Origin of the sequence: Paenibacillus paludis (assembly GCF_042610515.1) — a bacterium.
Taxonomy (GTDB): domain Bacteria; phylum Bacillota; class Bacilli; order Paenibacillales; family Paenibacillaceae; genus Paenibacillus_AQ.
This window is the reverse complement of record NZ_JBGJZP010000003.1, coordinates 99,517-123,227: the sequence shown is the minus strand read 5'-3', so window position 1 is coordinate 123,227 and position 23,711 is coordinate 99,517. Positions and strand designations below refer to the sequence as shown.

The 23,711-nt window shown below is 50.1% G+C and carries 20 protein-coding genes and 1 other annotated feature; of the genes, 5 read left to right on the top strand and 15 right to left on the bottom strand.

Annotated elements, in window-relative coordinates; translation table 11 throughout:
* Window positions 1-17: 17 nt before the first annotated feature.
* The 5 genes from ACAN56_RS07135 to ACAN56_RS07115 all read right to left on the bottom strand — a co-directional run bounded on the left by ACAN56_RS07135 (window position 18) and on the right by ACAN56_RS07115 (window position 5,075).
* The gene (locus tag ACAN56_RS07135; RefSeq protein WP_038590492.1) at window positions 18-320 is read right to left on the bottom strand and encodes an Fpa/YlaN family protein; all 303 of its coding nucleotides are present in this window, start codon (window positions 318-320) and stop codon (window positions 18-20) included.
* A 148-nt stretch (window positions 321-468) separates the two neighbouring features.
* Complete coding sequence (locus ACAN56_RS07130) at window positions 469-714, bottom strand: HPr family phosphocarrier protein (protein ID WP_038590490.1); 246 nt, start codon at window positions 712-714, stop codon at window positions 469-471.
* A 104-nt stretch (window positions 715-818) separates the two neighbouring features.
* A complete protein-coding gene (locus ACAN56_RS07125; protein ID WP_038590487.1) occupies window positions 819-1,934 on the bottom strand; it encodes an aminopeptidase in 1,116 nt (371 codons plus the stop codon).
* 98 nt (window positions 1,935-2,032) lie between these two features.
* A complete protein-coding gene (locus tag ACAN56_RS07120) occupies window positions 2,033-2,923 on the bottom strand; it encodes a hypothetical protein (RefSeq protein WP_379141612.1) in 891 nt (296 codons plus the stop codon).
* Window positions 2,924-3,062: 139 nt separating this feature from the next.
* Window positions 3,063-5,075 carry a sensor domain-containing diguanylate cyclase gene (locus tag ACAN56_RS07115; RefSeq protein WP_379141610.1) on the bottom strand — a complete coding sequence of 671 codons (2,013 nt, stop codon included), beginning with the start codon at window positions 5,073-5,075 and terminating at the stop codon, window positions 3,063-3,065.
* Window positions 5,076-5,466: 391 nt separating this feature from the next.
* On the opposite strand from ACAN56_RS07115, the gene rpsD reads away from it, so the two are divergent.
* Together rpsD and ACAN56_RS07105 are read left to right on the top strand one after the other, a co-directional pair.
* Window positions 5,467-6,066 carry a 30S ribosomal protein S4 gene (rpsD, locus tag ACAN56_RS07110; RefSeq protein ID WP_038590482.1) on the top strand — a complete coding sequence of 200 codons (600 nt, stop codon included), beginning with the start codon at window positions 5,467-5,469 and terminating at the stop codon, window positions 6,064-6,066.
* 170 nt (window positions 6,067-6,236) lie between these two features.
* On the top strand, window positions 6,237-6,770 hold the full coding sequence (locus ACAN56_RS07105) for a GNAT family N-acetyltransferase (protein ID WP_379141606.1): 534 nt from the start codon (window positions 6,237-6,239) through the stop codon (window positions 6,768-6,770).
* Window positions 6,771-6,792: 22 nt separating this feature from the next.
* Here ACAN56_RS07105 and tyrS read toward each other — a convergent pair whose 3' ends face one another.
* Window positions 6,793-8,046 carry a tyrosine--tRNA ligase gene (gene tyrS, locus ACAN56_RS07100; protein WP_379141602.1) on the bottom strand — a complete coding sequence of 418 codons (1,254 nt, stop codon included), beginning with the start codon at window positions 8,044-8,046 and terminating at the stop codon, window positions 6,793-6,795.
* Between the two features lie 68 nt (window positions 8,047-8,114).
* Window positions 8,115-8,370: a binding site (T-box leader), on the bottom strand.
* Window positions 8,371-8,507: 137 nt separating this feature from the next.
* On the opposite strand from tyrS, the gene ACAN56_RS07095 reads away from it, so the two are divergent.
* A complete protein-coding gene (locus tag ACAN56_RS07095; RefSeq protein WP_379141600.1) occupies window positions 8,508-11,417 on the top strand; it encodes a transglycosylase domain-containing protein in 2,910 nt (969 codons plus the stop codon).
* A 101-nt stretch (window positions 11,418-11,518) separates the two neighbouring features.
* Here ACAN56_RS07095 and acsA read toward each other — a convergent pair whose 3' ends face one another.
* Entirely contained in the window at window positions 11,519-13,243 is a 1,725-nt protein-coding gene (gene acsA / locus ACAN56_RS07090) for an acetate--CoA ligase (protein WP_342439760.1), read from the bottom strand.
* Window positions 13,244-13,404: 161 nt separating this feature from the next.
* Between acsA and ACAN56_RS07085 the strand changes: the two genes are divergently transcribed.
* On the top strand, window positions 13,405-14,037 hold the full coding sequence (locus ACAN56_RS07085; RefSeq protein ID WP_038590470.1) for a GNAT family N-acetyltransferase: 633 nt from the start codon (window positions 13,405-13,407) through the stop codon (window positions 14,035-14,037).
* 19 nt (window positions 14,038-14,056) lie between these two features.
* Here ACAN56_RS07085 and ACAN56_RS07080 read toward each other — a convergent pair whose 3' ends face one another.
* The 3 genes from ACAN56_RS07080 to ACAN56_RS07070 form a co-directional block, all read right to left on the bottom strand.
* Window positions 14,057-14,752, bottom strand: a complete 696-nt coding sequence (locus ACAN56_RS07080; protein WP_038590467.1) for a 5'-methylthioadenosine/adenosylhomocysteine nucleosidase — start codon at window positions 14,750-14,752, stop codon at window positions 14,057-14,059.
* 93 nt (window positions 14,753-14,845) lie between these two features.
* Window positions 14,846-15,856 carry a catabolite control protein A gene (gene ccpA, locus ACAN56_RS07075; protein WP_379141595.1) on the bottom strand — a complete coding sequence of 337 codons (1,011 nt, stop codon included), beginning with the start codon at window positions 15,854-15,856 and terminating at the stop codon, window positions 14,846-14,848.
* A gap of 334 nt (window positions 15,857-16,190) precedes the next feature.
* Window positions 16,191-16,643 carry a hypothetical protein gene (locus tag ACAN56_RS07070; protein WP_038590461.1) on the bottom strand — a complete coding sequence of 151 codons (453 nt, stop codon included), beginning with the start codon at window positions 16,641-16,643 and terminating at the stop codon, window positions 16,191-16,193.
* Window positions 16,644-16,856: 213 nt separating this feature from the next.
* On the opposite strand from ACAN56_RS07070, the gene ACAN56_RS07065 reads away from it, so the two are divergent.
* Entirely contained in the window at window positions 16,857-17,381 is a 525-nt protein-coding gene (locus ACAN56_RS07065) for a type 1 glutamine amidotransferase domain-containing protein (protein ID WP_379141592.1), read from the top strand.
* Between the two features lie 83 nt (window positions 17,382-17,464).
* Here the strand turns inward: ACAN56_RS07065 and ACAN56_RS07060 are convergent, their stop codons facing one another.
* From ACAN56_RS07060 to ACAN56_RS07040, 5 genes are all read right to left on the bottom strand, one after another.
* On the bottom strand, window positions 17,465-18,877 hold the full coding sequence (locus tag ACAN56_RS07060; RefSeq protein ID WP_379141590.1) for a DUF4179 domain-containing protein: 1,413 nt from the start codon (window positions 18,875-18,877) through the stop codon (window positions 17,465-17,467).
* Complete coding sequence (locus ACAN56_RS07055) at window positions 18,867-19,388, bottom strand: sigma-70 family RNA polymerase sigma factor (RefSeq protein ID WP_379141587.1); 522 nt, start codon at window positions 19,386-19,388, stop codon at window positions 18,867-18,869. Before ACAN56_RS07055 ends, ACAN56_RS07060 begins: the two co-directional genes overlap by 11 nt.
* Window positions 19,389-19,593: 205 nt before the next feature.
* On the bottom strand, window positions 19,594-21,360 hold the full coding sequence (gene ptsP, locus ACAN56_RS07050) for a phosphoenolpyruvate--protein phosphotransferase (protein WP_038590450.1): 1,767 nt from the start codon (window positions 21,358-21,360) through the stop codon (window positions 19,594-19,596).
* A complete protein-coding gene (locus ACAN56_RS07045; protein ID WP_379141583.1) occupies window positions 21,357-23,243 on the bottom strand; it encodes a glucose PTS transporter subunit IIA in 1,887 nt (628 codons plus the stop codon). Before ACAN56_RS07045 ends, ptsP begins: the two co-directional genes overlap by 4 nt.
* A gap of 251 nt (window positions 23,244-23,494) precedes the next feature.
* The coding region (locus ACAN56_RS07040; protein WP_379141580.1) for a hypothetical protein at window positions 23,495-23,711 on the bottom strand (217 nt) is incomplete at its 5' end.

Here is a 23,711-nt window from a genome sequence, read left to right as displayed (position 1 = left end):
ATGGTTAGAGACTTGGCTTACAGCTCGCGCTCTTCCGCCTTCTTATTCAAAGCTTCGTACAGCACGGCCAAATTGCGTTCCAGCTCGCTCAGCACAAGCTTGCCCGTTTGCTCAGGCACCAGTCCCGCTCTGACCGCAAAATCGACCTCTTTGGAGAAGCCGTACATCTGGGTATCCAGCACTTCCTCATAGAGAGGGCAGTAACGAGTCGCCAGATTCTCCATCTGCACTTCGATGAGCTTCTGAATTTTATCGGCATCTTCTTGTAGAAGAGTGATCGCTTTAAGATTAAGCTGTTCCTGCAAATCCGATGAAGTCATGCATTTTCCCCCCCATGTCCAAAAGTTACAGCTGCAAATGCTATTTAATTTAATATTAGTCGAAATCCGAACCCAATACAAGAATTCAGTTTTTAATATATATAAAAACGCCCCACCGCAAGGGCAGGACGTCTTCGGAAATAGTAGATTACTCCGCAACAACTGTAAAATTCAAACCGTGTTTGGCAAAAACTTCACTCATTGCTTTTTTCGCTTCTTCGGCATCTGTGCCATGAACATGAAGCTCGTAGCTCTGGCTGGAGACCAGAGTAGTGAACAACCCAAGAATACTCTTAACATCAATATACTTGTTGTCCGCTTGAAGAACGATAGAAGAGTTGAACTGGCTTGCCGTTTGGGCAATATCCACGATTGCCGCATTGTTACTGGACATAGGAATCCCTCCGCAACTTGATTATGGAACAAAGTCTTTTCTAATCAATTCCATGATACATTGAATCCGCTTACTCGCGCAAGGTGTTTTCTTTTTATTACATCTTATTTCAGGTTTTCCGGGTTCAGACCTTGAAGTTCCGGAATAACGAAGATACCATCCTTGCGGATCAGCACATCATCAAAATAGATTTCTCCGCCGCCGTACTCCGGACGCTGAATCAGCACCAGATCCCAGTGAATGGACGAGCGGTTGCCATTATCAGTCACATCATAAGCCTGGCCCGGGGTGAAATGCAAGCTTCCGGCGATTTTTTCATCGAACAATATGTCCTTCATCGGATGCAGAATGTAGGGGTTGAAGCCAATGGCAAATTCACCGATATGGCGTGCGCCGTCGTCGGAATCCAGAATTTCGTTCAAGCGAACCGTATCATTGCTGGACGCTTCGACAATTTTGCCGTTCTCGAATTTGAATTTCACATTTTCAAAAGTCACACCGTTATAAAGTGTCGCAGCGTTGTAGCTGATCGTGCCGTTGACGGAATCACGAACAGGAGCGCTGTAAACCTCGCCGTCGGGAATGTTTTTTTGGCCGGAGCATTTCTCTGCACCGATACCCTTAATGGAGAATGTGAGCTCTGTTCCCGGTCCCGCGATACGCACCTTATCGGTTGCACGCATCAGCTCGGCAAGCGCATCCTGTGCTTTGTCCATTTTGGCATAATCCAGGTTGCACACCTCGAAGTAGAAGTCTTCGAATGCTTCCGTAGTCGTATTCGCCAGTTGGGCCATGCTCGCATTAGGATAGCGCAGAACCACCCATTTGGTGTGCTTCACGCGTTGTTCACTATGTACCGGGTGGGAATATAGGGAATTGTACAGCTTCATATTCTCTTCCGGCACATCAGCCAGATCATTGACATTCTCTCCTGCACGGATACCGATATAACAATCCATTTGCTTCATCCGGTTCAGATCAATCTCTGCCCAGGTCTGCAGACTCTCACGGGTAGCATATTGAAGCATGCTGCGCAGAACAGTCCGGTCCGTCAGCTGCACGAATGCGTTGCCTCCGGCTTTGCCGACTTCCTCCACAACAGCTTTAATTAGATCTCTTTCGCTGCCGATCATTTCAACGAGCACGTTCTCGCCCGGCTGCACATTTACGGAATACCCTACAAGGTTTGCCGCAAGCTTCTGAATTCTTGGATCCTTCATTCTTCTCTCTTCCTTCCTCATCACTAAAAATAAACATACTATTCTATTGTAGCACGCCCGCAAAAGAGCGCAAGATCTCATGGTCAGTCAGCTCTGCTTCACCGGAACCCATAAAAATCAACTTTGGTGATGTAAGTTTCTTCGGCGTCACTTCCGGCGGCAGTTGGATATTTTACCTTACGGGTCCAGGTCAGCCGCTTGGGCAGATTGCGCTTCACATCCACCTTCAGATAATACACCGATGAAATTTCGGCTTGCTCGAGCCTCTGCCGCAGCTCCTCGTCCTTCTGCTCCCATAATGCCATCATTGCCTCATTGACCTGCTTAGGCTTGCCTGCGGCCTCCTGTGGCTTGCTGTCACCGGACGGACGGATCAGCAGCATCTCTCTCTCCAGTTCGGCAGACAGCTGTTTCCTTGCCTCTCCTGGGGTCAGCTCGATCCGAAGTTCTTTGGTCCCTCTGGCGGCTCCTGCCCGCTTCGTTACCTTTTTCTCATTGCCCTCCAGTTCTTCCAGCTGAAGCAGCGGATTGAGCGCAGGAAGCGGATTACCGGCATTTGCTGCTGGAGCACCGGTCAGCATCGTCCATTCCCCGTCTTTTTTCTCCAATTGCGTGTAGTATGCCTCGGGAGTTTGTCTCTGTTCAAGCTTTTTCAGACCAGCTTTAGCCGCTGCCTTGGTCTTCCCATTCTCATCCGGCAGCAAAGTATACAGACTTACCTTGTTGTGATCTGCAACCTTCCCACCATAATAGAGCGCCGATTGCTCAACCGGCTTCCCTCCCAGCAGTAATGCAGCGGCACCTTCAAAGGATACCCCGTCTGTACCATCCATCCCGGCCAGAACGAGACTCAGCTCCTGGTCAGCCGGCTTATCCGAAATGGCACCACAGCCGCTGCATAGCAGGCAATATAAAGATAAAACTACAGCAAGAATCGCCTCGCGCCGCCATAAAGGTAATTTCATCGTGTTCAAGCCTTTCCGGTCCAAGTGTAGTTGCTCCTACAAATTCACCCGGAGGCGGAGCCAAGGCCAAATAGAAGTACCCGGGTGAACAATTAATAATAGGTTCCCCCTGCTGCCCGGGCTTATACTTTGATCTGTATTTCAAAAAAAAGAATCCCAGCCGTCAGGCCAGAGGATTCTTTGCCGTACTATCCACTTTCTTGGTATCGATGACAACCTGATTGCGGCCGTTGTTCTTGGCTTCGTAAAGTGCCATATCGGCCCTGTAGAACAGCGACTCTACACTCACCCGTTCATCTGTCCAACTCCATTCCGCGATGCCGCAGGATACGGTAACACGAGGCTCGGTCTCACCCATTACCCGCTTGCGGATCCGTTCGGCTACATAAAAAGCCTGCTGCACCCCCAGCTGCGGCAAATAGACCGCCAGCTCCTCCCCGCCCCATCTGGCAGCGATATCGCCTTGGCGGATGGAGGACTTCACAATCTCGCTCACCTGCTTCAGAATTTTGTCGCCCTTCTGATGGCCGTAGGTATCGTTGACCGTCTTAAACTGATCAATATCAACGACAATCAAAGAGCCGCAGAAGTCCGATGTCTGCCTCTCCTTGATCTCCTCATCCAGGTAATGGCGGGCATAAAGACCGGTGAGACTATCACGGTTGGCCAGGAACCGCACCTCAGCATGCAGCCGGGCGTTGCCTACCGCAAGCCCGATGTGGCCCGCCATCGCCTGCAGCAGCCTGAAGCTGTCATAGGAAAAGAAATACGGTTCCCGGTGGGCAAGCATAATAGCACCGCGTACTTCTCCGCCTACATTAAGGGGAGTGGCAATCAGCGACTGCGAGCGAGTTGCGTCCATGAGCTTCGAAGAGGGTCCCGGCGTATTTAAATAATCCGACAAAATGATCGGCTCACCTGTAGTGTAGACATTGCCTCCCAGCCCTTGCCCTACTTCTATAAGTTCATTGCGCAGCGGAAGATGATTGCAGGCAATCGCCTCCAGCCCGCCTTTCTCTTCATTCATATGCAGAATGCAGCAATAATCGGCAGCAAACATCTCCAGCAGCTCTTCAAAGGCATACTGAAAAATATCACCCAACCGCAGGCTTTGGTTCAAACGCTGTGTCATTTCATTGCTCATACGCAATTCACGAATAAGCTGGTTGGAGCGTTCATACAGCTTGGCATTCTCAAACGCTGTCCCGGCCGTATCGGCAACCATCGAGAGGAAACGCAGGTCAACCTCCGAGAAAACCGGCTTATCCATAATCATATGAAAGACACCATATACGCCTTGCTTCCCTCCGAGCGGGAGGCCGACCTCCACATGCTGACTGTCCTCGCGCCCGGCATGCAGTGCTACCCGGCCGTCCTTGAAGGCACGCGCGCAGACATCATCACTATCCCAAAGCAGCGGAAGCGGCTTTACCTGCGGATGCGTGCTGCGGTGGTCCTGTGACATAAACAGCTCCAGTCTGGCACCCGGATACATCGCGGCAATACTCTCAATGACCTCGGTAAGCACGGCATCGACATCAATGTTGTCGTGCATCCGCTGGACAATCTGGAACAGGAGCGAACGGCGGATGCTCTCCCGCTCGGCATGCTGGTACACTCCCGCTAGATCTGATACAAAAACATGCTCAAACCTGCGGTAAAAGCAGGTCTGGAAATGCATGGCCATTGCTTCAGCCGTATTCTTTCCGCCCTGCTCATACTCCACGGCAGTCATGGAGCAGGCAAGCAGAGCAAAGATTTCCCGTTGACCTCGGGTAAACACCGGCAAGGTCAAAAGGTACACAGCTTGTCCGTTCTTCTGCTCCGGGACGGCATTGGCATCTCCGGAAAGCAGGCTTAGCCCTGCGGCTTCCGCCCATTGCGCATCCCAGCCCTCCTCTCGGATATTGCCGGAATCTGAGTCTAAAGGTTCAATCCACTTCCCTTCAAAATCCAGCAGACCCCAGTTCCATGATTCCGCGAAGGGAGGAACAGCCAGTCCACGCCAGTCCGCGAAGCTTTCCGCAATCAAATTGGCTGCATACGGGAAATCATAGGATACAATATCCGTTTCCCTGAGCCATGCGGCGGGATCTATCATATCTCCGCTTGACTGCATAGTGTCCTGCAACAGCATACGAGTGTCTTTGCGGCCGTATGCTTCCTGAACTGACATAAGCGGATCCCCTTTGCGTCTCATATTATTAATCTTCCGATAACATCTAATTAGCTATATTTTACTCTCTTTTTTCCTGTATTGCATTATATTTTCCTGATTTCAGGGATTTTTTTTAGGACCAAAGAACTAACGACAAAGATAGACAAAATCTCCTTAAAGATGCACTTGACTTTAACTGTTGTTTTCATATAATATTTATTGTTGAACAAGACTGTAAGAAGTCTTAATTGGGCGTAACGTTGTGTCACCCTCTACGCATTTCGTTACTGCCAGGGCAGCGGCTGAACTTCCCTGGCAGTGTGAAACCATTTGACGCTTTCACGGATACGGATTGCGGCGCAAATAGGCCCTACAATGAAATTTCAACTATAAAGGAGTCTACTATAACATGGCACGTTACACCGGACCTAAATTCAAACTCAGCCGCCGTCTGGGCATTTCCCTTAGCGGTACAGGCAAAGACCTGAAACGCCCTTTCCCACCAGGACAGCATGGCGCTAACCAACGCAGAAAAGTAAGTAACTACGGAATGCAGCTTTTGGAAAAACAAAAACTGCGCCACATGTACGGCTTGGGCGAAAAGCAGTTTAAAACTCTTTTCACTAAAGCACAAAAGATCCAAGGTATCGCGGGCGAAAACTTCATGTTCCTGCTCGAAAGCCGCTTGGACAACCTGGTTTACCGTCTTGGTTTCGCTAACTCCCGTGCAGGTGCACGTCAGTTGGTATCCCACGGACACGTAACCGTTAACGGCAAAAAAGTCGACATCGCTTCTTACCGTGTAAGCGTGGGCGACGTTATCGGACTTCGCGAAAGAAGCCGCGCTATGACTTCTATCAAAGAAGCTTTGGAAAACCGCTCCCACCTTCCAGCTTACCTGGAATATGCTGACGGATCTTTCGAAGGTAAATACATCCGTTTGCCAGAACGCGCTGAGCTTTCCCAAGACATCGATGAGAAACAAATCGTCGAGTTCTACAACCGTTAAGATTTCGCGAACAGCGAATGCAAAGCAAAGCCTCCGGAGAATTCCGGAGGCTTTTTTGTATGCATGTTCTTGTGCCAGGCGAGATAATTCTATTTAACAAGTCTTTTCCATTCCTTCTGAATTAGCTTCTGTGGTAAATTCAGGATAACTACTGAATCGGAGGAACCTGAATGCATCTATTAAAAGATAATTTAGTCATTCGTGAAGCAACTGCCAACGATGCGCAAACCTTGTGCAACTGGTGGAACGATGGAATGATCATGGCCCATGCCGGATATCCTGAAGGTCTCGGTACTACAGTCCAAGAGACTCTGGAGATGCTTCAGAATGCTACCGGCTGCAACCATCGCCTGATCCTGGAAATCGATGATGTGCCCGTTGGGGAAATGAACTTCAGAATATTAGCCGGGCACTGTGCAGAGATTGGTATTAAAATCTGCAATTTCAATCACCATAATCAAGGATTTGGGAGTGCGTTTCTTACTATGCTTATCAGCTCCCTGTTTAAGCAGCTGGAGGTTCAAAAAATCATTCTGGATACCAACCTCAAGAACTACAGGGCGCAGCATGTCTATGAGAAGCTCGGCTTTCGCAAAGTTGCGGTTCATCATGACTCCTGGAGAAATCAGCTCGGGGAACTGCAATCTTCAGTTGACTACGAGTTAACTAAAGAGAATTATGTAATGAAAGCTTCGGCAGATTAGGCTGCATTATGCAAAATAACCCCTAAGCTAATGTTAATTTGGCAAACTTCCGCTTGCCTACCTGGACAATGTCGCCCTCCTGAGGCTGGATTTCCCCGTTCGGATCCTCCTGCTTCACCCCGTTCAGCTTCACTGAGCCCTGCTGGATCGAACGTTTAGCTTCGCCTTTGGAGCCTGCAAAACCAAGCAGCGTTAACAGCTTGACCAGCTTAATTGTGCCGCTCAACAGCTCTTTAGCCGGTATGCCGATTGTCTCAATATCCTCCGGGAGCGCACGCTGCTGGAACACCGTAATGAAGTGCTGCTGCGCGGCCTCCGCGGCTGCTGTTCCATGGTACATTCGTACTAATGTATATGAAAGACGCATTTTGACATCCCGTGGATGGGCCGTCCCGTCGGCCAGACCCGCTTTCAAGGCAGCGAGCTCCTGATTGCTGATATCTGTAGCCATTTCGTAATATTTCAGCATCACCTCGTCCGGCACGGACATCGCCTTGCCATAGATTTCATTAGCCTCCTCATCAATGCCGATGTAATTCCCCAGACTCTTGCTCATCTTCTGCACACCGTCGATTCCTTCCAGCAGCGGCATCAGTATAACAGCTTGCGGTTCCAGGCCATATTCCTTCTGCAGTGTACGGCCCATCAGCACATTGAACTTCTGGTCCGTGCCTCCAATCTCCACGTCGGTCTTAAGAGCAACGGAATCCATCCCTTGCATCAGCGGGTAGAAAAATTCATGAATACTGATGGCCTGACCGCCCTGGAAGCGTTTGGAGAAATCGTCGCGTTCCATCATCCGGGCTACGGTTACTTTTGCCGCCAGATTTACAACATCTGAAAAGGACAACGGGCTGAGCCATTCCGAGTTGCAGAAGATCTTTGTTTTCTCCGGGTCAAGAATCTTGAAAATCTGCTTCTTGTAGGTTTCGGCATTACGCTGCACATCTTCTTCGCTAAGCTGCCTCCGTGTCTCGGATTTGCCCGTAGGATCCCCGATACGTCCGGTGAAATCTCCGATGACCAGCTGCACCTGATGCCCGAGCTCCTGGAACTGGCGCAGCTTATGAATCACAATAGTGTGTCCCACATGAATATCCGGCGCCGACGGATCAAGACCCAGTTTGATGTTTAGCGGAATACCCGCAGCAACGGATTGGATCACTTTGCGCTTCATTTCCCCCTCTGGCACTATTTCCACGGCACCGCGCGTGATCACTTCCATCTGACGCTCGACTTCCTGCTGTTGGCTGATTGAAAGCTCTTCCCAAGTCATTTCCTTATTCCTCCCAGTTTTTCAACACTAATCAATCCAAAGAACGCAAAAAGAGCCTCTCATTCATCCCAAGGGACGAGTAAGAGGCTCGCGGTACCACCCTAATTAAAGATTTGCCGTGCCGGAGCACAAGCATTCTCTTTCACTTCATTGCCATAACGGGCTTGCACCCGGTCCAGGACTACTGAACAAGCGAAATGCGCTTGTAGTTCCTCCGGACAGCTCCAGACTGTAATTCAAAGGGGCCTGCTGCCGGTTCGCACCACCCACCGGCTCTCTGAAACACATGGCTTTCCTTCTACTGATGCCTTTCCACGCTTTTCGAATATCCAATTGAGTAAACTTATACCATAGGACCTTTTAAAAAGTCAACACCTCATGAATTCGACTTTCAGGCAGAAGCGCATTCAAATACGCCAAATTGTGCTATAATAGTTCCGTTAAAAGGAGGATTATCGTCGATGGTTGAGGAGAACAAAAAGAAGACCGTAAAACAGCATCCACCCCGAAGATCCTGGCTCCGCAGGTTCGGTTCAGTCGTAAAGTGGATGTTTATACTCGGCATACTAGGCATTCTGTTTGCTGGTGGTGCCTTGGCAGGCTACATAACTTCCATTGTGAAAGATGATCCTGTGCGCACCGAAGAATTGATTCAGCAGCAAGTCAGCTTGAACGCCGTCACCGGGTTTGCCTATTTCCGGGATGGGCAACCGATCGGTCAGCTTCGCACCGAAGAAGACCGCAGGCTAATTGAATTCAACGATATTCCACAGCTTGTGATTGATGCCGTCCTCGCTATAGAGGACAATAACTTCTATGACCATAAAGGAGTGGATTTCAGCAGTACCCTTCGTGCCGTCAAGCAGAAGCTGCTCAACGAATCGGTCCAGACCGGGGGCAGTACGCTTACCCAGCAGCTCGCAAGACGTGTATTTCTGAATCTGGACCGTACGGAAGACCGCAAAGTGAAGGAAATCCTGCTCTCCCTGCGGCTTGAACGTTTTTTATCCAAACAGGAAATTATTACCGCATATCTCAATAAGGTTCCCTTTGGGAACGGCTCCAACGGTTATAATGTGTTCGGTATCAAAGCCGCATCCAAGGGCATCTTCGGTGTGGAGGACCTGGAGAAGCTGAATGTTGCGCAAGCTGCCTATTTGGCCGGTCTGCCCCAGCTTCCTTCCAAGTATTCCGCATTTAACGGAGTGGGTGAATTCAACGAGACGGCCTTTAACAGAGCCATGGAGCGCCAGCAGCTCGTACTGCGGCGGATGCTGGAGGAGAACAAAATCACTTCCTCCCAGTATGATGAAGCGCGCCTCTTTGACATCAAAGGCTCTCTGGCACCGCATTCTAAGAAGGCCTATGCTACATTCCCTTACTTGATGCTGGAAACCGAACGCAAGGCGGCAGAGATCCTACTGTCGATCAACGAAGACAAGAAAAAAGCGAAAGATACCACGAGTCCGGCAGAAGACACAGTGCTTCTGGAGGAAGCCCGTCAGAAGCTAATGACCGGCGGATACCGTGTATACACTACGATTGACAAAAAAGTATACAGCGCTATGCACAGCATCTCCGAGAACAGTGATAATTTCACAAAAGACAGCAAGGCCAGAGGCAAGGAACAGACAGCCGGGATGATGATTGAGAACAAGACCGGAGCCATCCTGGGGATGATCGAAGGCCGGGACTTCAACATTGAACAGATGAACTATGCTACGCAGATGGTCCGTCAGCCGGGCTCGACCATGAAGCCGATTGCTGCTTATCTGCCTGCACTTGATGCGGGTCTGATCCAGCCTGCCGGCATCCTCGACGATGCTCCAATCATATTGAAGGATGGTTCCAAGGGATTCCACATCCCGAAGAATGCCAACAACCGTTATCAGGGTCTGGTTACCGCCCGCTATGCGCTTAACAAGTCTTTGAACATTCCTGCGCTCAAGCTGTTTAATGAGAAGGTTGGCATCGAAGACGCCTGGGCTTTTTCCAAGAAGCTGGGGATTACGACCATCCAGGATGAAGACTACAGTGCAAAAACCGGCGTAATCGGCGGTCTGCGTTATGGTGTATCTGTCGAGGAACTGACCAATGCCTACTCCTCCATCGCGAACAATGGCGCTTTTACCGATGCCTATATGATCGAGAAGATCGTCGATTCGGAAGGAAAAGTCGTTTACCAGCATAAGGTCAATCCGGAGCAGGTCTACTCCAAACAGACGGCATACCTCATGACGGATATGCTGCGCACAGTCATTACCGACGGAACTGCCAGCACTGTCAGAAAGAATTATAAACACTTCAAGGACGTACCTATTGTCGGCAAGACTGGTTCTACCCAGAATTACGGCGATGTGTGGTTTATGGGCTATTCACCGGATGTCACTCTCGGAATGTGGGTTGGCTATAAGGAGCAGATCAATACGCTCCAGGGAGATGCCCAGAAACGGCAGGCCCAGACGTTATGGACCAAGGTCATGAATGCGGTTATTGACAAGCGGCCTGAGCTGTTCGTAACGAAAGAGTTCAGTAAGCCTGACGGCATCGTCAAAAAGACGGTTTCGGCGTACAGCGGCAAGCTGCCTACCTCTTTAACCGACAAGTTTACTACAGACATGTTCAATGCCAAGTATGTACCGACGGAAAGTGATGATGGTATATCCAAAGCTAAATACATCACATACAAAGGCGTGAATTATATTCCGCTGGAAGGAACCCCTGAGGATTTCCTGAAGGAGAAGATCGTGGTGAAACGCGAGAAGCCGATTCAGGATCTGGTCAAGGAGCTGCTCGCCGCTTTCCCTGCAATGAAAGAGCACAAGGATTTGTCATATTATATGCCGGCTGATGCCAAAACCGATTTCCCGACCGAGGTGGATCCGCGTGTCGACGACGGTACGGCTCCTGCTGCTCCAGGCGAAGTAAGCGTGTCCTACAACAGCGGCAAAGCCATAATCAGCTTTACGCCTAGCAGCTCATCAGACGTTGTAGGCTACCGGCTGTACCGTTCCATGAACGGAGGCCCATTCAAGAAACAGCTTGTGCTTTCAGCCGGTGAAGGCAACGCTTTCTCGTCAGGCACACCTTCCAGTGTGAATGCCGCCTTCTACGTGGCTGCCGTTGATGTGGCCGATCATGAGTCAGCTTCCGGCAGTGTAGCCGGAGGTGCTACCCCGACTCCCGAAGCGACGCCTGCTCCGACAGAACTGCCGGGGACAGAACCAACGCCGGAAGGGGAGATTATACCGGGTGCCACCGAAGATCCCGGCATGATCATCGTTCCGCCAGTGAACGGAACGGAGATACCTCTTGACAGCGGAAGTGGAAGTAACGCTGCCGGAGGAAATGCTACCGGCAACGGACAATAACCGCAATAGCGGATTGCCTGAGGCGATCCATACAGAACAGCAAAAACACCGTTTCCGCGGATTCGCGGGAAACGGTGTTTTTTGTTATGCTGCCGCATGGCTTAGTCCTCAATGGTCGACAAATCCCCTTCAGGCAGATGCAGCTCCCAGGCTTTCAGCACCCGGCGCATAATTTTGCCGGAGCGTGTCTTGGGCAGCTTATCTTTGAATTCGATCTCCCGGGGCGCTGCATGAGCAGATAAACCGGCTTTGACAAAAGCGGCGATCTCTTCCTTAAGCTCCGTGGTCGGATAATAACCTTCCCGTAAGGAAATAAACGCCTTGATGATCTCTCCCCGCAGCACATCAGGTTTGCCGATGACCCCAGCCTCGGCTACCGCCGGATGCTCTACCAGCTTGCTCTCCACCTCAAATGGACCAATCCGTTCACCAGAGGAATTGATTACATCATCTATCCGGCCCTGGAACCAAAAATAACCATCCTCATCCATGTAGGCTGAGTCACCCGAGATATACCATCCGGGAATCCGGAAATACTCGTCGTATTTGGCCTTATTGTTCCAAATGGCGCCCATCATGGACGGCCAAGGGGTTCGAATCGCAAGATTTCCCATGGAATAAGGCGGCAGTACATTGCCCCTGTCGTCCAATATCGCTGCTTCAATGCCCGGCAGCGGACGTCCCATGGAACCCGGCTTAATATCCATCCGCGGGTAATTGCAGATTAACTGCGCGCCTGTCTCTGTCATCCACCACGTATCATGAATGCGCTGATGATAGAATTTGTCACCCCAGCGGACAACTTCCGGATTTAACGGCTCCCCTACGGACAGCACATGGCGCAGGCTGCTTAGGTCGATGCCCTCCAGGCTAGCCTCCCCTGCTCCCATCAGCATGCGGAAAGCGGTAGGGGCACTGTACCATACAGTAACGGCGAAACGCTCAATCGTCTTGTACCAGTCCTGCGGGCTGAAACGCCCGCCCCGCACGACATTGGTTACTCCGTTCAGCCAAGGGGCAAAGATGCCATAAGAAGTGCCGGTGACCCAGCCTGGATCAGCCGTACACCAATAGACATCGTCAGGCTGCAGGTCCAGTACGATTTTGCCGCTATAATAGTGTTGGATCATTGCTCTTTGTACATGATAGACACCTTTGGGTTTACCTGTGGAACCCGAGGTGTAATGCATAATCAGCCCGTCATCCAAACTGAGCCACTCGGGCTCAAGTTCAGCTGAAGCTGCCACCATCTCTTGTTCAAAGCCCAATATCCCCTGCTCCACATCGGTTGCACCGCCGACAACAATAATATGGCGCAGTTCCGGCAGCTCACTCTGCTTCACCCGGTGTAGGAGCTCCGGTGTAGTCACCAGCGCCACTGCGCCGCTGTCCTCAAGCCGGTCCTTAACCGCCGTTTCCATAAATGCCTCGAATAGCGGACCAGCCACTGCTCCGATCTTAAGAATACCCAGCAGACTGAAATACAGCTCCGGCTTCCGCGGCATAAAAATAAACACGCGGTCTCCTTTACCAATGCCGTGCTTGCGCAGAACGTTACCGAACCGGTTCGAGCGTTCCTGCAAATCGGAAAAGGTATATCTTTCCTCTCTCGACGAATCGCTGTAAAGTAAGGCGGTTGACGCCCCACGGCCTTCCTGCACATGACGGTCCACGGCTTCATGGGCCATATTCACCTTGCCGGTACTATACCAGGAGAAGTCCCTCTCTACATCCTCCCACCGGAATTCGCTGACTGCCTGGGAATAATCCGCCATATTTGCGTTTTGCACGCGGCCCGGCAAAATTTCGCTGTGGACTTGCCCCATTACTCTTGCCTCCCTTACTCGTTTGATTTAAGCTTTAAGGGCGAGATTGATTTCCATCAAAATCCTGTCAATGTATTAAATGTGAAGTTTTTATGTCGGAATTAGTATATCACAGCAAGCGGTTACATTCCATATTTTAGTTAAGCGAAGGGAGCCCATTCATGGAGCACCGCAAAATCCGCGTTTCCCATACCTTTGTATATAACAGCAAGAACATTACAGTCAGTGGACCTTTATCTCCAAGCCTGCTGGAGGGCCTGCTTATGCATCCTGATCTGGATGCCTTCCGCAAACCAAGCGAACAGCTGGAAGCGCTCATAGACATCGCAGGACTGCCTGAGGGGCGGGTGATCGCCGCTGTCGAGAACCAAACTGTTATAGGCTATGTAACCTTTCACTATCCGGATGAATTGGAGCTTTGGTCACAGGGGGGAATGATGGATCTCATTGAGCTGGGGGCTGTAGAGGTGGCTAACGGGTATAGAGGGAGCGGGCTTGGCAAGCTGTTGATTTCCACCGCCTTTGAGCGGGAACAGTTGGAGAACTGCATCGTATACACCACGGAATATTACTGGCACTGGGACCTGAAAGGCAGCGGGCTTGATGTATGGGCCTACCGGAAAATGATGGAGAAGCTGATGAAAACCGTAGATATGGTATGGTATGCTACGGATGATCCGGAAATCTGCTCTCATCCGGCCAACTGCCTTATGGTCCGTATCGGACGGGAAGTTCCGATGTCGTCTCAGGAAACCTTTGACAGAGTGCGCTTCAGACAGCGCTTTATGTACTAGAATAACCTGCCCTGCCTGATCACATTGCCTTCAGCATATATTCAAGTATGGCATGGGAACGCTCGGAAGCCTCTACTGTGAATTCGTGGTAATTGACATTCGCCGATCCGTCAGCCTTATCTGACATTGAACGGAGGATGACAAAGGGGATTTCATTCATGAAACACACCTGTGCAACAGCAGCCCCTTCCATCTCGGCGCAGGCGCCGTTCAGCTCCAGCCGCAGCTTGGCGACCAACTCCGCACTGGCTATAAATTGATCACCGGACAACACAACTCCGGTCACCGATTGCTGCTTAAGGTCATGACAGGCTTGTTCAGCAAGCTGCACCAGTGTTTGATCTGCCGGAAAGGCGGAAATCTCCTGATAAGGAATAACCCCTCTGGGGTATCCCAATGCAGATACATCCATATCATGCTGAATACACTGCGAAGAAATCACGATATCACCGATGTTCAGTCCTGGATGAACTGCACCGGCTACTCCTGTGAATAATACCCGCGAGACGCCGAAGGTGTCCAGCAGAATTTGCGTCGTGACCGCCGCGTTAACTTTGCCTACCCCTGATTTGCACAACACTGCCGATTTGCCAAACACCGTTCCTGTGTAATACTTTATGCCTGCCTTAACCGTTGTCACCCTATTGTCCATACTCTCCAGCAGCAGTTTAATTTCTTCATCCATGGCTCCGATTAATCCGAACACTTCACTCATCGGTACTCCTCCTGATCATTAAATATATGCATACAGCATAAAAAGCCCCAAAAGGAGCTTTTTATGATCTTATATGCAACTTGTAAGCCTGTATTATTTGTTTACATGATTGACGGACAAGCGGAGAATCGTTTCATGCGGCAGAATGACGCGTGGATTCTCAACGGTTTCCTTCTTCATCAGCTTCGTGAGCAGTCTCATAGCTACCGCACCCAGGTCATACATTGGCTGGGCTACAGTCGTTAATAGAGGGCGAACCATCGAAGCCATGCGGATGTTATCCACACTGATGATCGAGAAATCATCCGGCACCTTAAGGCCTTCATCCTGTATGCTGTGAATGGCGCCAATTGCCATTTCATCTGTTGCGGCAAAGATCGCAGTTGGTTTCTTCTTAAGGCCCAGGAAGTACTTCATGGCTTCGACACCGGATTCGTACCGGTAATTACCGATTCGCACGAGATCCTCCTGATACTCAATACCTGCAGCTTCCAGTGCTTTCTTATAGCCATGGAAACGTGCATAACCGTTTGCAGGATCCTGCAGCGTTCCGCTGATCATTGCAATCTCACGATGACCGTGGCGGATAAGTGTGTTGACAGCGTCAAATGCAGCATTCTCATGATCGATATCAACTGAAGGATAGGTTCCCTTCTCATCACGCGTTGCGCAAAGAACAATCGGTACGGCAGAAGTCTGGAAGGCTTGGATATGTTCTTCCGTCACTGTTCCGCCCATGAAGAGCAGCCCGTCCACTTGTTTCTCAAGCAGGGTGTTGATGATCCGGATTTCCTTCTCTTTGCGCTTGTCTGCGTTACACAGGATAATATTGTAATGATACATATTGGCGATATCTTCAATCCCGCGTGCAATTTCAGCAAAAATCGAGTTTGAGATATCGGGGATGACAACCCCAACAGTTGTCGTTTTCTTGCTGGCGAGTCCTCTCGCCACGGCATTTGGACGATAGCCCAAACGCTCAATCGCTTCAAAAACCTTCTTCCGAGTCTGCGGTTTCACATTGGGGTTATTATTCACAACCCGTGATACCGTAGCCATAGATACGCCTGCTTCTCGAGCTACATCGTAAATGGTTACCGTCAAATTACTCTCTCCATTGCGATAAATTTTATCGTTCGACTAATTAAAATTATGATACGACACTTTGTACAATTGTGCAATGATAACGCTTCATTTTCCTTTCAAAATTCTTTCAAAGGCTGAACACATCATCCTGACGCGGGCTGTATTCACTAATGCTTCAATATAGCTCTCCACTCGCAAAACTGAAATATCAGCAGCAAGGGAGGTTTGAAAATCAGCAATAGTTCTCATCCGCACAGCCACAATTCAACTAACCTAGTACTATCGTAACAAAAAGCGCGTGAAAAATCCAACATTCGTGAAAAATTTTCAATGATTTTGCAGAAAAACTTTTTCATTTAGCGCTTTTTGTACATTGTAACGTCAATTGTGACAATCTTTGAGCCGTTTCTTCCATCCATTTCAGGTCAGCCAGATCCCCGGCAACACGATAGACATCAAGCAACAGATCAATACGGCTTTGAATAGCCGAGCGGATGCTCTCTTCCAGCTCAGAGATACCGCCGTGGAAAAAGCCCGTGGAAAAAGTTTCCTTCAGCACATTGGCCCATTCATTTCTGTCAGCAAGAGAAAGATGGAGCTTGGCAGGATGCTCCCCCATCTCACCGATCAATTCGCCCAGATCCCGTTTGATAAAGGGCAAGGGTTCGTAACGGGCACATACTCCGCAGGTGTAGACCGGAACATGGGTAATCTTTATCTTACCGCTATAAATCAATGTATGCATATGTATAGTCATAACTCCGCCGCAGCCGCATGTCTTCTTTACCAGATTGTCTTTTTTCATCTCCCACACCTCAGGAATAATATTGAAACAACACGAGAGTCCGCCTTTTCAATAGCTATATTCGACCTCTCTCTCCATAATCCCTGCTGATTTGCATATAAAGATTTATTTGGTAATTAATCCAGTGTTTTCAATGCCTTAAGATGACTTCATATTTCAAATTTGATAGAATGTACAGGACAAGAATCACATTCCTGAAAGGAGCTGCTGAACATGAGACTGGCCGGTAAAAAGGTCATCGCACTTGTAGACGATGAATTCGAAGATTTGGAGCTCTGGTATCCCGTATACCGGGTAAGAGAAGAAGGAGCCGAGGTGCATCTGGCAGGCCTAACAAAGGACAAAACTTATGTCGGCAAATACGGAGTTCCCGCCACAGCTGAATATTCCTGGGATGAGCTGAGCGCAGCCAATTACGACGGCATTCTGGTACCGGGAGGCTGGGCGCCCGATAAGATCCGCCGTTACAGCGCGGTACTAAAGCTGGTACAGGATTTCAATGAAGCCAAGAAGCCGATCGGCCAAATCTGCCATGCAGGCTGGGTGCTGATTTCAGCCAAAATCCTGGAAGGCGTAACCGTTACTTCTACGCCCGGTATCCGTGATGACATGGAAAATGCCGGCGCCATCTGGAAAGATGAGCCCGTGGTTACTGACGGGCATATTATCTCTGCCCGCCGGCCGCCGGATCTGCCGCCTTACGGCAAAGCCTTCTGCGATGCACTAGCCGGAGAATAAGCTGAAAGCAATCTCTTCACAAAGATAATAAGCCCTGCCTCTCAACTTACCGAGGTGCAGGGCTTGTTGCCGCGTTAAGGCAGCTATTTGCGGATGGAGAGGGATACCGTTTCCTTCAGCGGATTCGGGTAGCCGTTCAAAGTGAATGTCAATGGCTGAGGAAGCTTAGCTTTGCCTAAAGCATAATAATACAATGTTGGCGGTAAGGCCGCCTTGTCTGATGACTCCTTGCGCGCCGGAATACTGATATCGGACATAATAGTGGAGTACACCTGGCCTGAGGCATCCTTAAACTCATCGTCTAATAACAGAATAATTGAATCAGAAAATCTGGTCGTTGGCAACGGTGTATAATATTCCAGAATCATGGTGGAACCTTCTGCAGTACTGTTTACGGAGACTTTTAAATTTTTATCGGGTGCTTTAATAATCTGCTGCTTTTCTGTGTCGATAATCAATTCCGTTGCATCCTTGGCTAGCGCATGAATTCCGTCAATCTGCAGTCTGAGCGGCTGCTTGGAATTGTTATCATTTGCAAATACCAGACTCTTCTTGCCTTCTACAACTAGTGTACGGAATGAACTTAGACTCATAAATTGATCTTCACTGCCTAATAACATTCTGGGATTAAGCAGTCCGAAGATTTGCTTTGAATTCTGCGGATTATACTCCTCTTCCACATAAATACCGGTTGTTGAAATGTATACCTCATTGACATCGACCTCTTGTCCTGCAATGGTCAGAGTACGGTCTACATGGATGAGTTCTCCTGTTTTGGCCATTTTATCGTGATCAAGGGTGATCGGTACAGACAGTTGTGCCAAAGGCTTTACTCCACTTGAAGTAGCTGTTTTTGTCTTCTCACCAAGATTCAGTTCGAATGTGATCTGATCAGGCAGTGACCTAAAATCGCCACCCCACTGCAATACCTCATAACCGAGGGTAATACCTGGCTGCACATCTTTAGGAGACCACCCGTTAGGATAGTTCACGGCTGAATATCCTTCACCCGCAAGCTGCAGACGGTTCACCTGCGACTTACGGCTCGTATTGTTTTGCAGCGAATACAATATGAGGATTCCCTTGCGGTCGGCGGCGATCCCATCCACCGTTAGCACGTACCCATTCTGCTGTGCTGAAGCACCGCTGATGCGCTGTACTAATCCCGCATCGATTGCCGACGATACCGTAATATTGCCGCTTGCCACTTTACGGTATGCCTCAAATGCATTGCTGCTCTGGGCTGATACCAGCGGACTCTGGGCATTTTGCGGCTCTGCCTGCTTACCGATCCAAGGGAAGGCAAACAATATCACAATTGCCAATACCGCTGCTATACCGATCGAATACCGCTTGCCTGCAGATATACGGTAACTTCGGGGTCCAGACATCCCGCTGCGTATCGCCGCATTCAATTTGATCTCCGATATCTCCTCTACCTGCCCAGACAACCCGTCAAAATATTCCTTCAGCAAATTCTCCTCGCTACCGGCCATGTACAAGTCCCCCTTTCATTTGGTCACGCAGCTGCTTTAAGCCCTTATTCAGCCAGGTCTTGACCGTCCCCTCCGGCTTGCCGAGCACTTCAGCAATCTCTGTAAGTGTCATATCACGGTAATATTTCAGTACAAGCACCTGACGGTATTTCAATTTCACACTGTCGAGGGCCTGCTCCATGTCCAGCTTGCGGTCACTGGTCATTTCCATCACTCCAGTACTGCCTGCATTCGCAGGCTCTACGGAAACTAACCGTTTTCTCCGCTTCAGTTCATCGTTGCAGCAGTTGATCAGAATTCGTGTCACCCAAGGTGCAAACCGTTCCGGATCTTTGAGACTTTTCCGTTTGCTCCACGCCCGGTACGTAGCTTCCTGCAGCATTTCGAGTGCATCTGACTCACTGCGGAAGTAACTGAAAGCGATCCCGTATAGTATTTTCTTCTGCTCTGATACGAGCCGGATAAAAGCCTGTCCACTCTCATCACCAAACTGGACCCGTTCAGACTCCATTAGATTTTCCATTCTCCGCTTACTTTGCCTCCCTCATACAGCAGCCTCAAAAAGCGCCTTTTTATACTTTCATCTATACTGACTCTCCCAAGGGAAAAACGGTTTTACTTTTTTTATAAATGGCGGTTCAAGACCAGTAACGCAAAAAGCCCGGCGCGTTCGCCGGACCCTTCACTTTATCGAATATTATTCTGATTGCCAAAGACTAGGATGTCTTCTCTTTCGGATCTACACCCGCATTCAGCGATAGGCCGCTCCGTCCTGCAAATGTGCTTAGCATCTCTTCTGTCTGTAGACTGGTACGGTGCCGGAAACATGCTTTGGCCATCTCTCTGGCTTCCGACGCCAGTGTGTTCAGTGTACGGTGCTTCACCCGGAGCAGCGCCTGCGGCGACATACTCAGCTCGCTGATTCCCAGCTCCAGCCAGAGCGGCAGAGACCGTTCATCGGCAGCCATTTCACCGCAGATACTCACACCGATGCCTACTTGCCGTGCAGCTTCCACTGTCATACGAATCATGCGCAATACCGCTGGATGATAAGGGTGATACATATGGGCGATCTGTTCATTCATCCGGTCAACAGCCAGCACATATTGCACCAGATCATTTGTCCCAATGCTGAAAAAGTCCACTTCTTCCGCCAGCAGATCCGCGATCATAACGGCAGCCGGAACCTCAATCATAATGCCTACCGGTACATTGCGGTTATACGGAATGCCTTGCTCGTCCAGCTCTGCCTTGACCTCGTTCAGCACTGCTTTGGCAGCTTGTACTTCTTCTACGGAAGAAATCATCGGGAACATCATCTTCACATTGCCGTAGTGGCTGGCACGCAGGATCGCAGTCAGCTGTGTTTTGAACATATCTTTGCGGTCGAGACTGATCCGGATGGCGCGGTAGCCCAGGAATGGGTTCTGCTCGTCAGGAAGCTGGAAATAATCCAGATGCTTGTCTCCCCCGATATCCAAGGTACGGATTACAACGGTGTTGCTGCCAACCTTCTCGGCGACAAGCTTATAGACCTCAAACTGCTCTTCTTCTGTCGGAAAGGAATGGCGGTCCATGTACAAAAATTCCGTACGGAACAAACCAACCCCCTCCGCTCCGTACTTCAGGGCCATATCCAGCTCTTTGACCGAGCTGATATTACCGGCCAGCCGCAGAGATACACCGTCTTTGGTAATGGCCTCCACTGTAGCAAGCAGCTCCAGCTGTTCTTTCTTACGCTGCTGCTTATCGCGTCTTGCTGCGTAGTCTCTTACCGTTAGCTCATCCGGATGAAGCTGCAGAATCCCGGTTTCACCGTCGAGCACCAGCAGATCTCCGGTCTGAATCGGATTGGGCAGTTTGTTCTCCAAGCCAGCCACCAGCGGAATCCCAAGCGCCCGGGCCATTATGGAGGAATGGGAAGTTTTGCCGCCCATCATGGTGACAATTCCCAGCACATAGACCGGATTCAAATGAACCAACTGAGAGGGAGATAACTCCTTCGCCACCAGTATATAGGGCTGTGTATCAGACGGCAGAGTTACCTCAGGTGCACCCAGCAAATGCTTCAGCAGACGGTTGCCGACATCCTTGATATCAACTGCCCGCTCTTTCATATATTCATCGTCCAGCAGATCAAACATCGCTACAAAATGGTCAATGGCTTCCTTGACCGCCACTTCAGCCGCCTTGTATTGGCGTTCGATAATGCCACGGATTTCACTCATGAACACGGGATCATCCAGAATTGCCAGATGGGCGTCAAAAATACTCGATTCCTCCGGCCCCACGACTTCCCTGAATTCTCTTTTGATAAACTCAATTTCATCTTTCGAGGTGCGGATTCCTTCGTATAAACGCTCAAATTCCTTGGCCAGATCCACCGGATTTACCTGCGTATCCGGCAGGCTCCATTCCCAGTTCGGCAAGACAAAGGCCTTCCCGATGGCAACACCTGCTGCAGCGCCTATGCCTTGTATCATGCTTCAATCCCTCCAACATTGCTTTCATGTAATACCACGGACATTACGGACGATTGCCCCTTTTTCACAGTTTTAAATGGAGCATAGCTCCAGGATTTCACACGGTCAGGGTTGGTAATCACCATCGGTGTAGCAAGCGAAGCCGCATGTTCACGCAAAAAGGTAAGATCGAATCTCACCAGCAACTGGCCCGGCTCCACACTGTCCCCTTCCTGCACAAGCGCCTCAAACGGCCCCTTAAGCTGTGAAGTGTCGATCCCGATATGCATAAGCACTTCCAGCCCTTCGGGCGTTGAGATGCCCACTGCGTGCATTGTAGGGTATACGTGCATCACCTTGCCAAACACGGGTGAGACCAGCTCCCCTTTGTCCGGGAAAAAGGCCACCCCGTCCCCAACCAGCTTCGCGGCAAAAATATGGTCCGGCACTTCCTCAATCGGCATCATTCGGCCCTGCATTGGAGAACTGAACAGCACCTGCGGCAGATCACGAAGCATCAGCTTGTCAATCTCCTCACGGATCAGCTCTGAGTAGGTGCCGAATACCACCTGCACGTTCCCGCCGCCCAGCTTTATAATTCCGGCCGAGCCCAATCCCTTGAGCGCCCCGGTATCAATGAATCGGTCATTATGCACCGTTAATCTTAAACGGGTGATGCAAGCCTGAACTTGTACGATGTTCTCTTTGCCCCCCAGCGCCTCCAGAATAAGCGGAGCCTGATACGGGATATTCCCTGCCCAGTCGCCCAGTTCAGAGCCTTCCTCACGCCCCGGTGTCGGAATCTGGAAACGGCGGATCGCCCAGCGGAAGACATTATAATACACAACCCCATAACCGATCCCGATCGGGATCAGCAGCCAGGCGCGCTGCGACAGATGCAGGTTGAGGATAAAGTCAATGACCCCCGCCGAATAAGAGAATCCATGATGGATGCCAAGTGAGTAGGTCAGCACCATTGCAAGACCGGACATGACTACGTGCAGCGCGAATAAATATGGCGAAGCGAACAGGAAAGCGAACTCAATTTGCTCCGACACGCCGGTCAAAAAGCAGACCATTGCGGCACGCAAAAAAGTTTTGCGGATCTTCGGCTTCAAATCCTCCCGCGCTTCCTGAATAATAGCTAAGGCAATCGCCGGCAATGCGAACATCATGATCGGAAAAAGTCCGGCCATAAAGATGCCCGCAGTAGGATCTCCCGCAAAAAACCGCGGCAAATCCCCCTGGACGACCGCGTTGCCGTCAGGAGTAGCAAAGCTCCCCAGCTGAAACCAGAACAAATTATTTAAAATATGATGGAGGCCAAAGGCCGTAAGCACCCTGTAAAGCACCCCGTAGACGAACACGCCATATCCGCCGGTCGCCTGTATATCCCGGAAAAGCACGTCCAGCCCTTGCTGAAGCAGCGGAGAAACGCCGAGCATCACCCAAGCAAATAAGGCTGAGAACAGGCCCATGAACAGCAGGACAAACCGCGAACCTCCGAAGAATTGTATGGCTTCTGGAAGCTTGATATTTTTAAACCGGTTATGCGCCACGCCGGCGACAATCCCGAGTATGATTCCGATTAATGTAGCAGGCTGAACATCCCCGTTCCCCATATGGGTAACAATCCGGTCATAAGTGAACATTCCAGCCAGTGCAGCCAGCCCAGCCGGTCCGGCCTGATTGGATAACCCCCACGCTACGCCGACAGCAAACAAATAAGGCATGAAATAAAATATTCCCTGCCCCGCATATGTAGTCACTTCGGATACCGAAGAAAGTCCCCATGCAGACCACGGTAAGCTGCCCAGACTAAGCAGGATGGCGGCCGCCGGAAGCACCATGGTAGGAAGCATTATGGCTCTGCCCAACTGCTGCAATGATCCGAGCCAATTCAAGGTGACCCTCTCCTTTCATTCTATATTGAATGGTACGCGCTGCGACAGCTTTTGTCAAAAGAATGCGGCAAGAATTAGGATACCACGGTTCCCGTGATTATGGGAAACTTTATTCGTAATTTAGTGTGGTCTGGATGTGGTGTTCGCTGCTGTGAAGGCAACAGAGAAGTAGGCCCTATAAGGAATTATAACGATCATTAGTGAGCATGCGTGGGCATAGGGAATCGTTCCAGCTACTCCAGCTACTCCAGCTACTCCGCTACTCCAGCTACTTCAGCTACTTCAGCTACTTCAGCTACTCCAGCTACTCCAGCTACTCCAGCTACTCCAGCTACTCCAGCTACTCCAGCTACTCCAGCTACTCCAGCTACTCCAGCTACTCCAGCTACTCCAGCTACTCCAGCTACTCCAGCTACTCCAGCTACTCCAGCTACTCCAGCTACTCCAGCTACTCCAGCTACTCCAGCT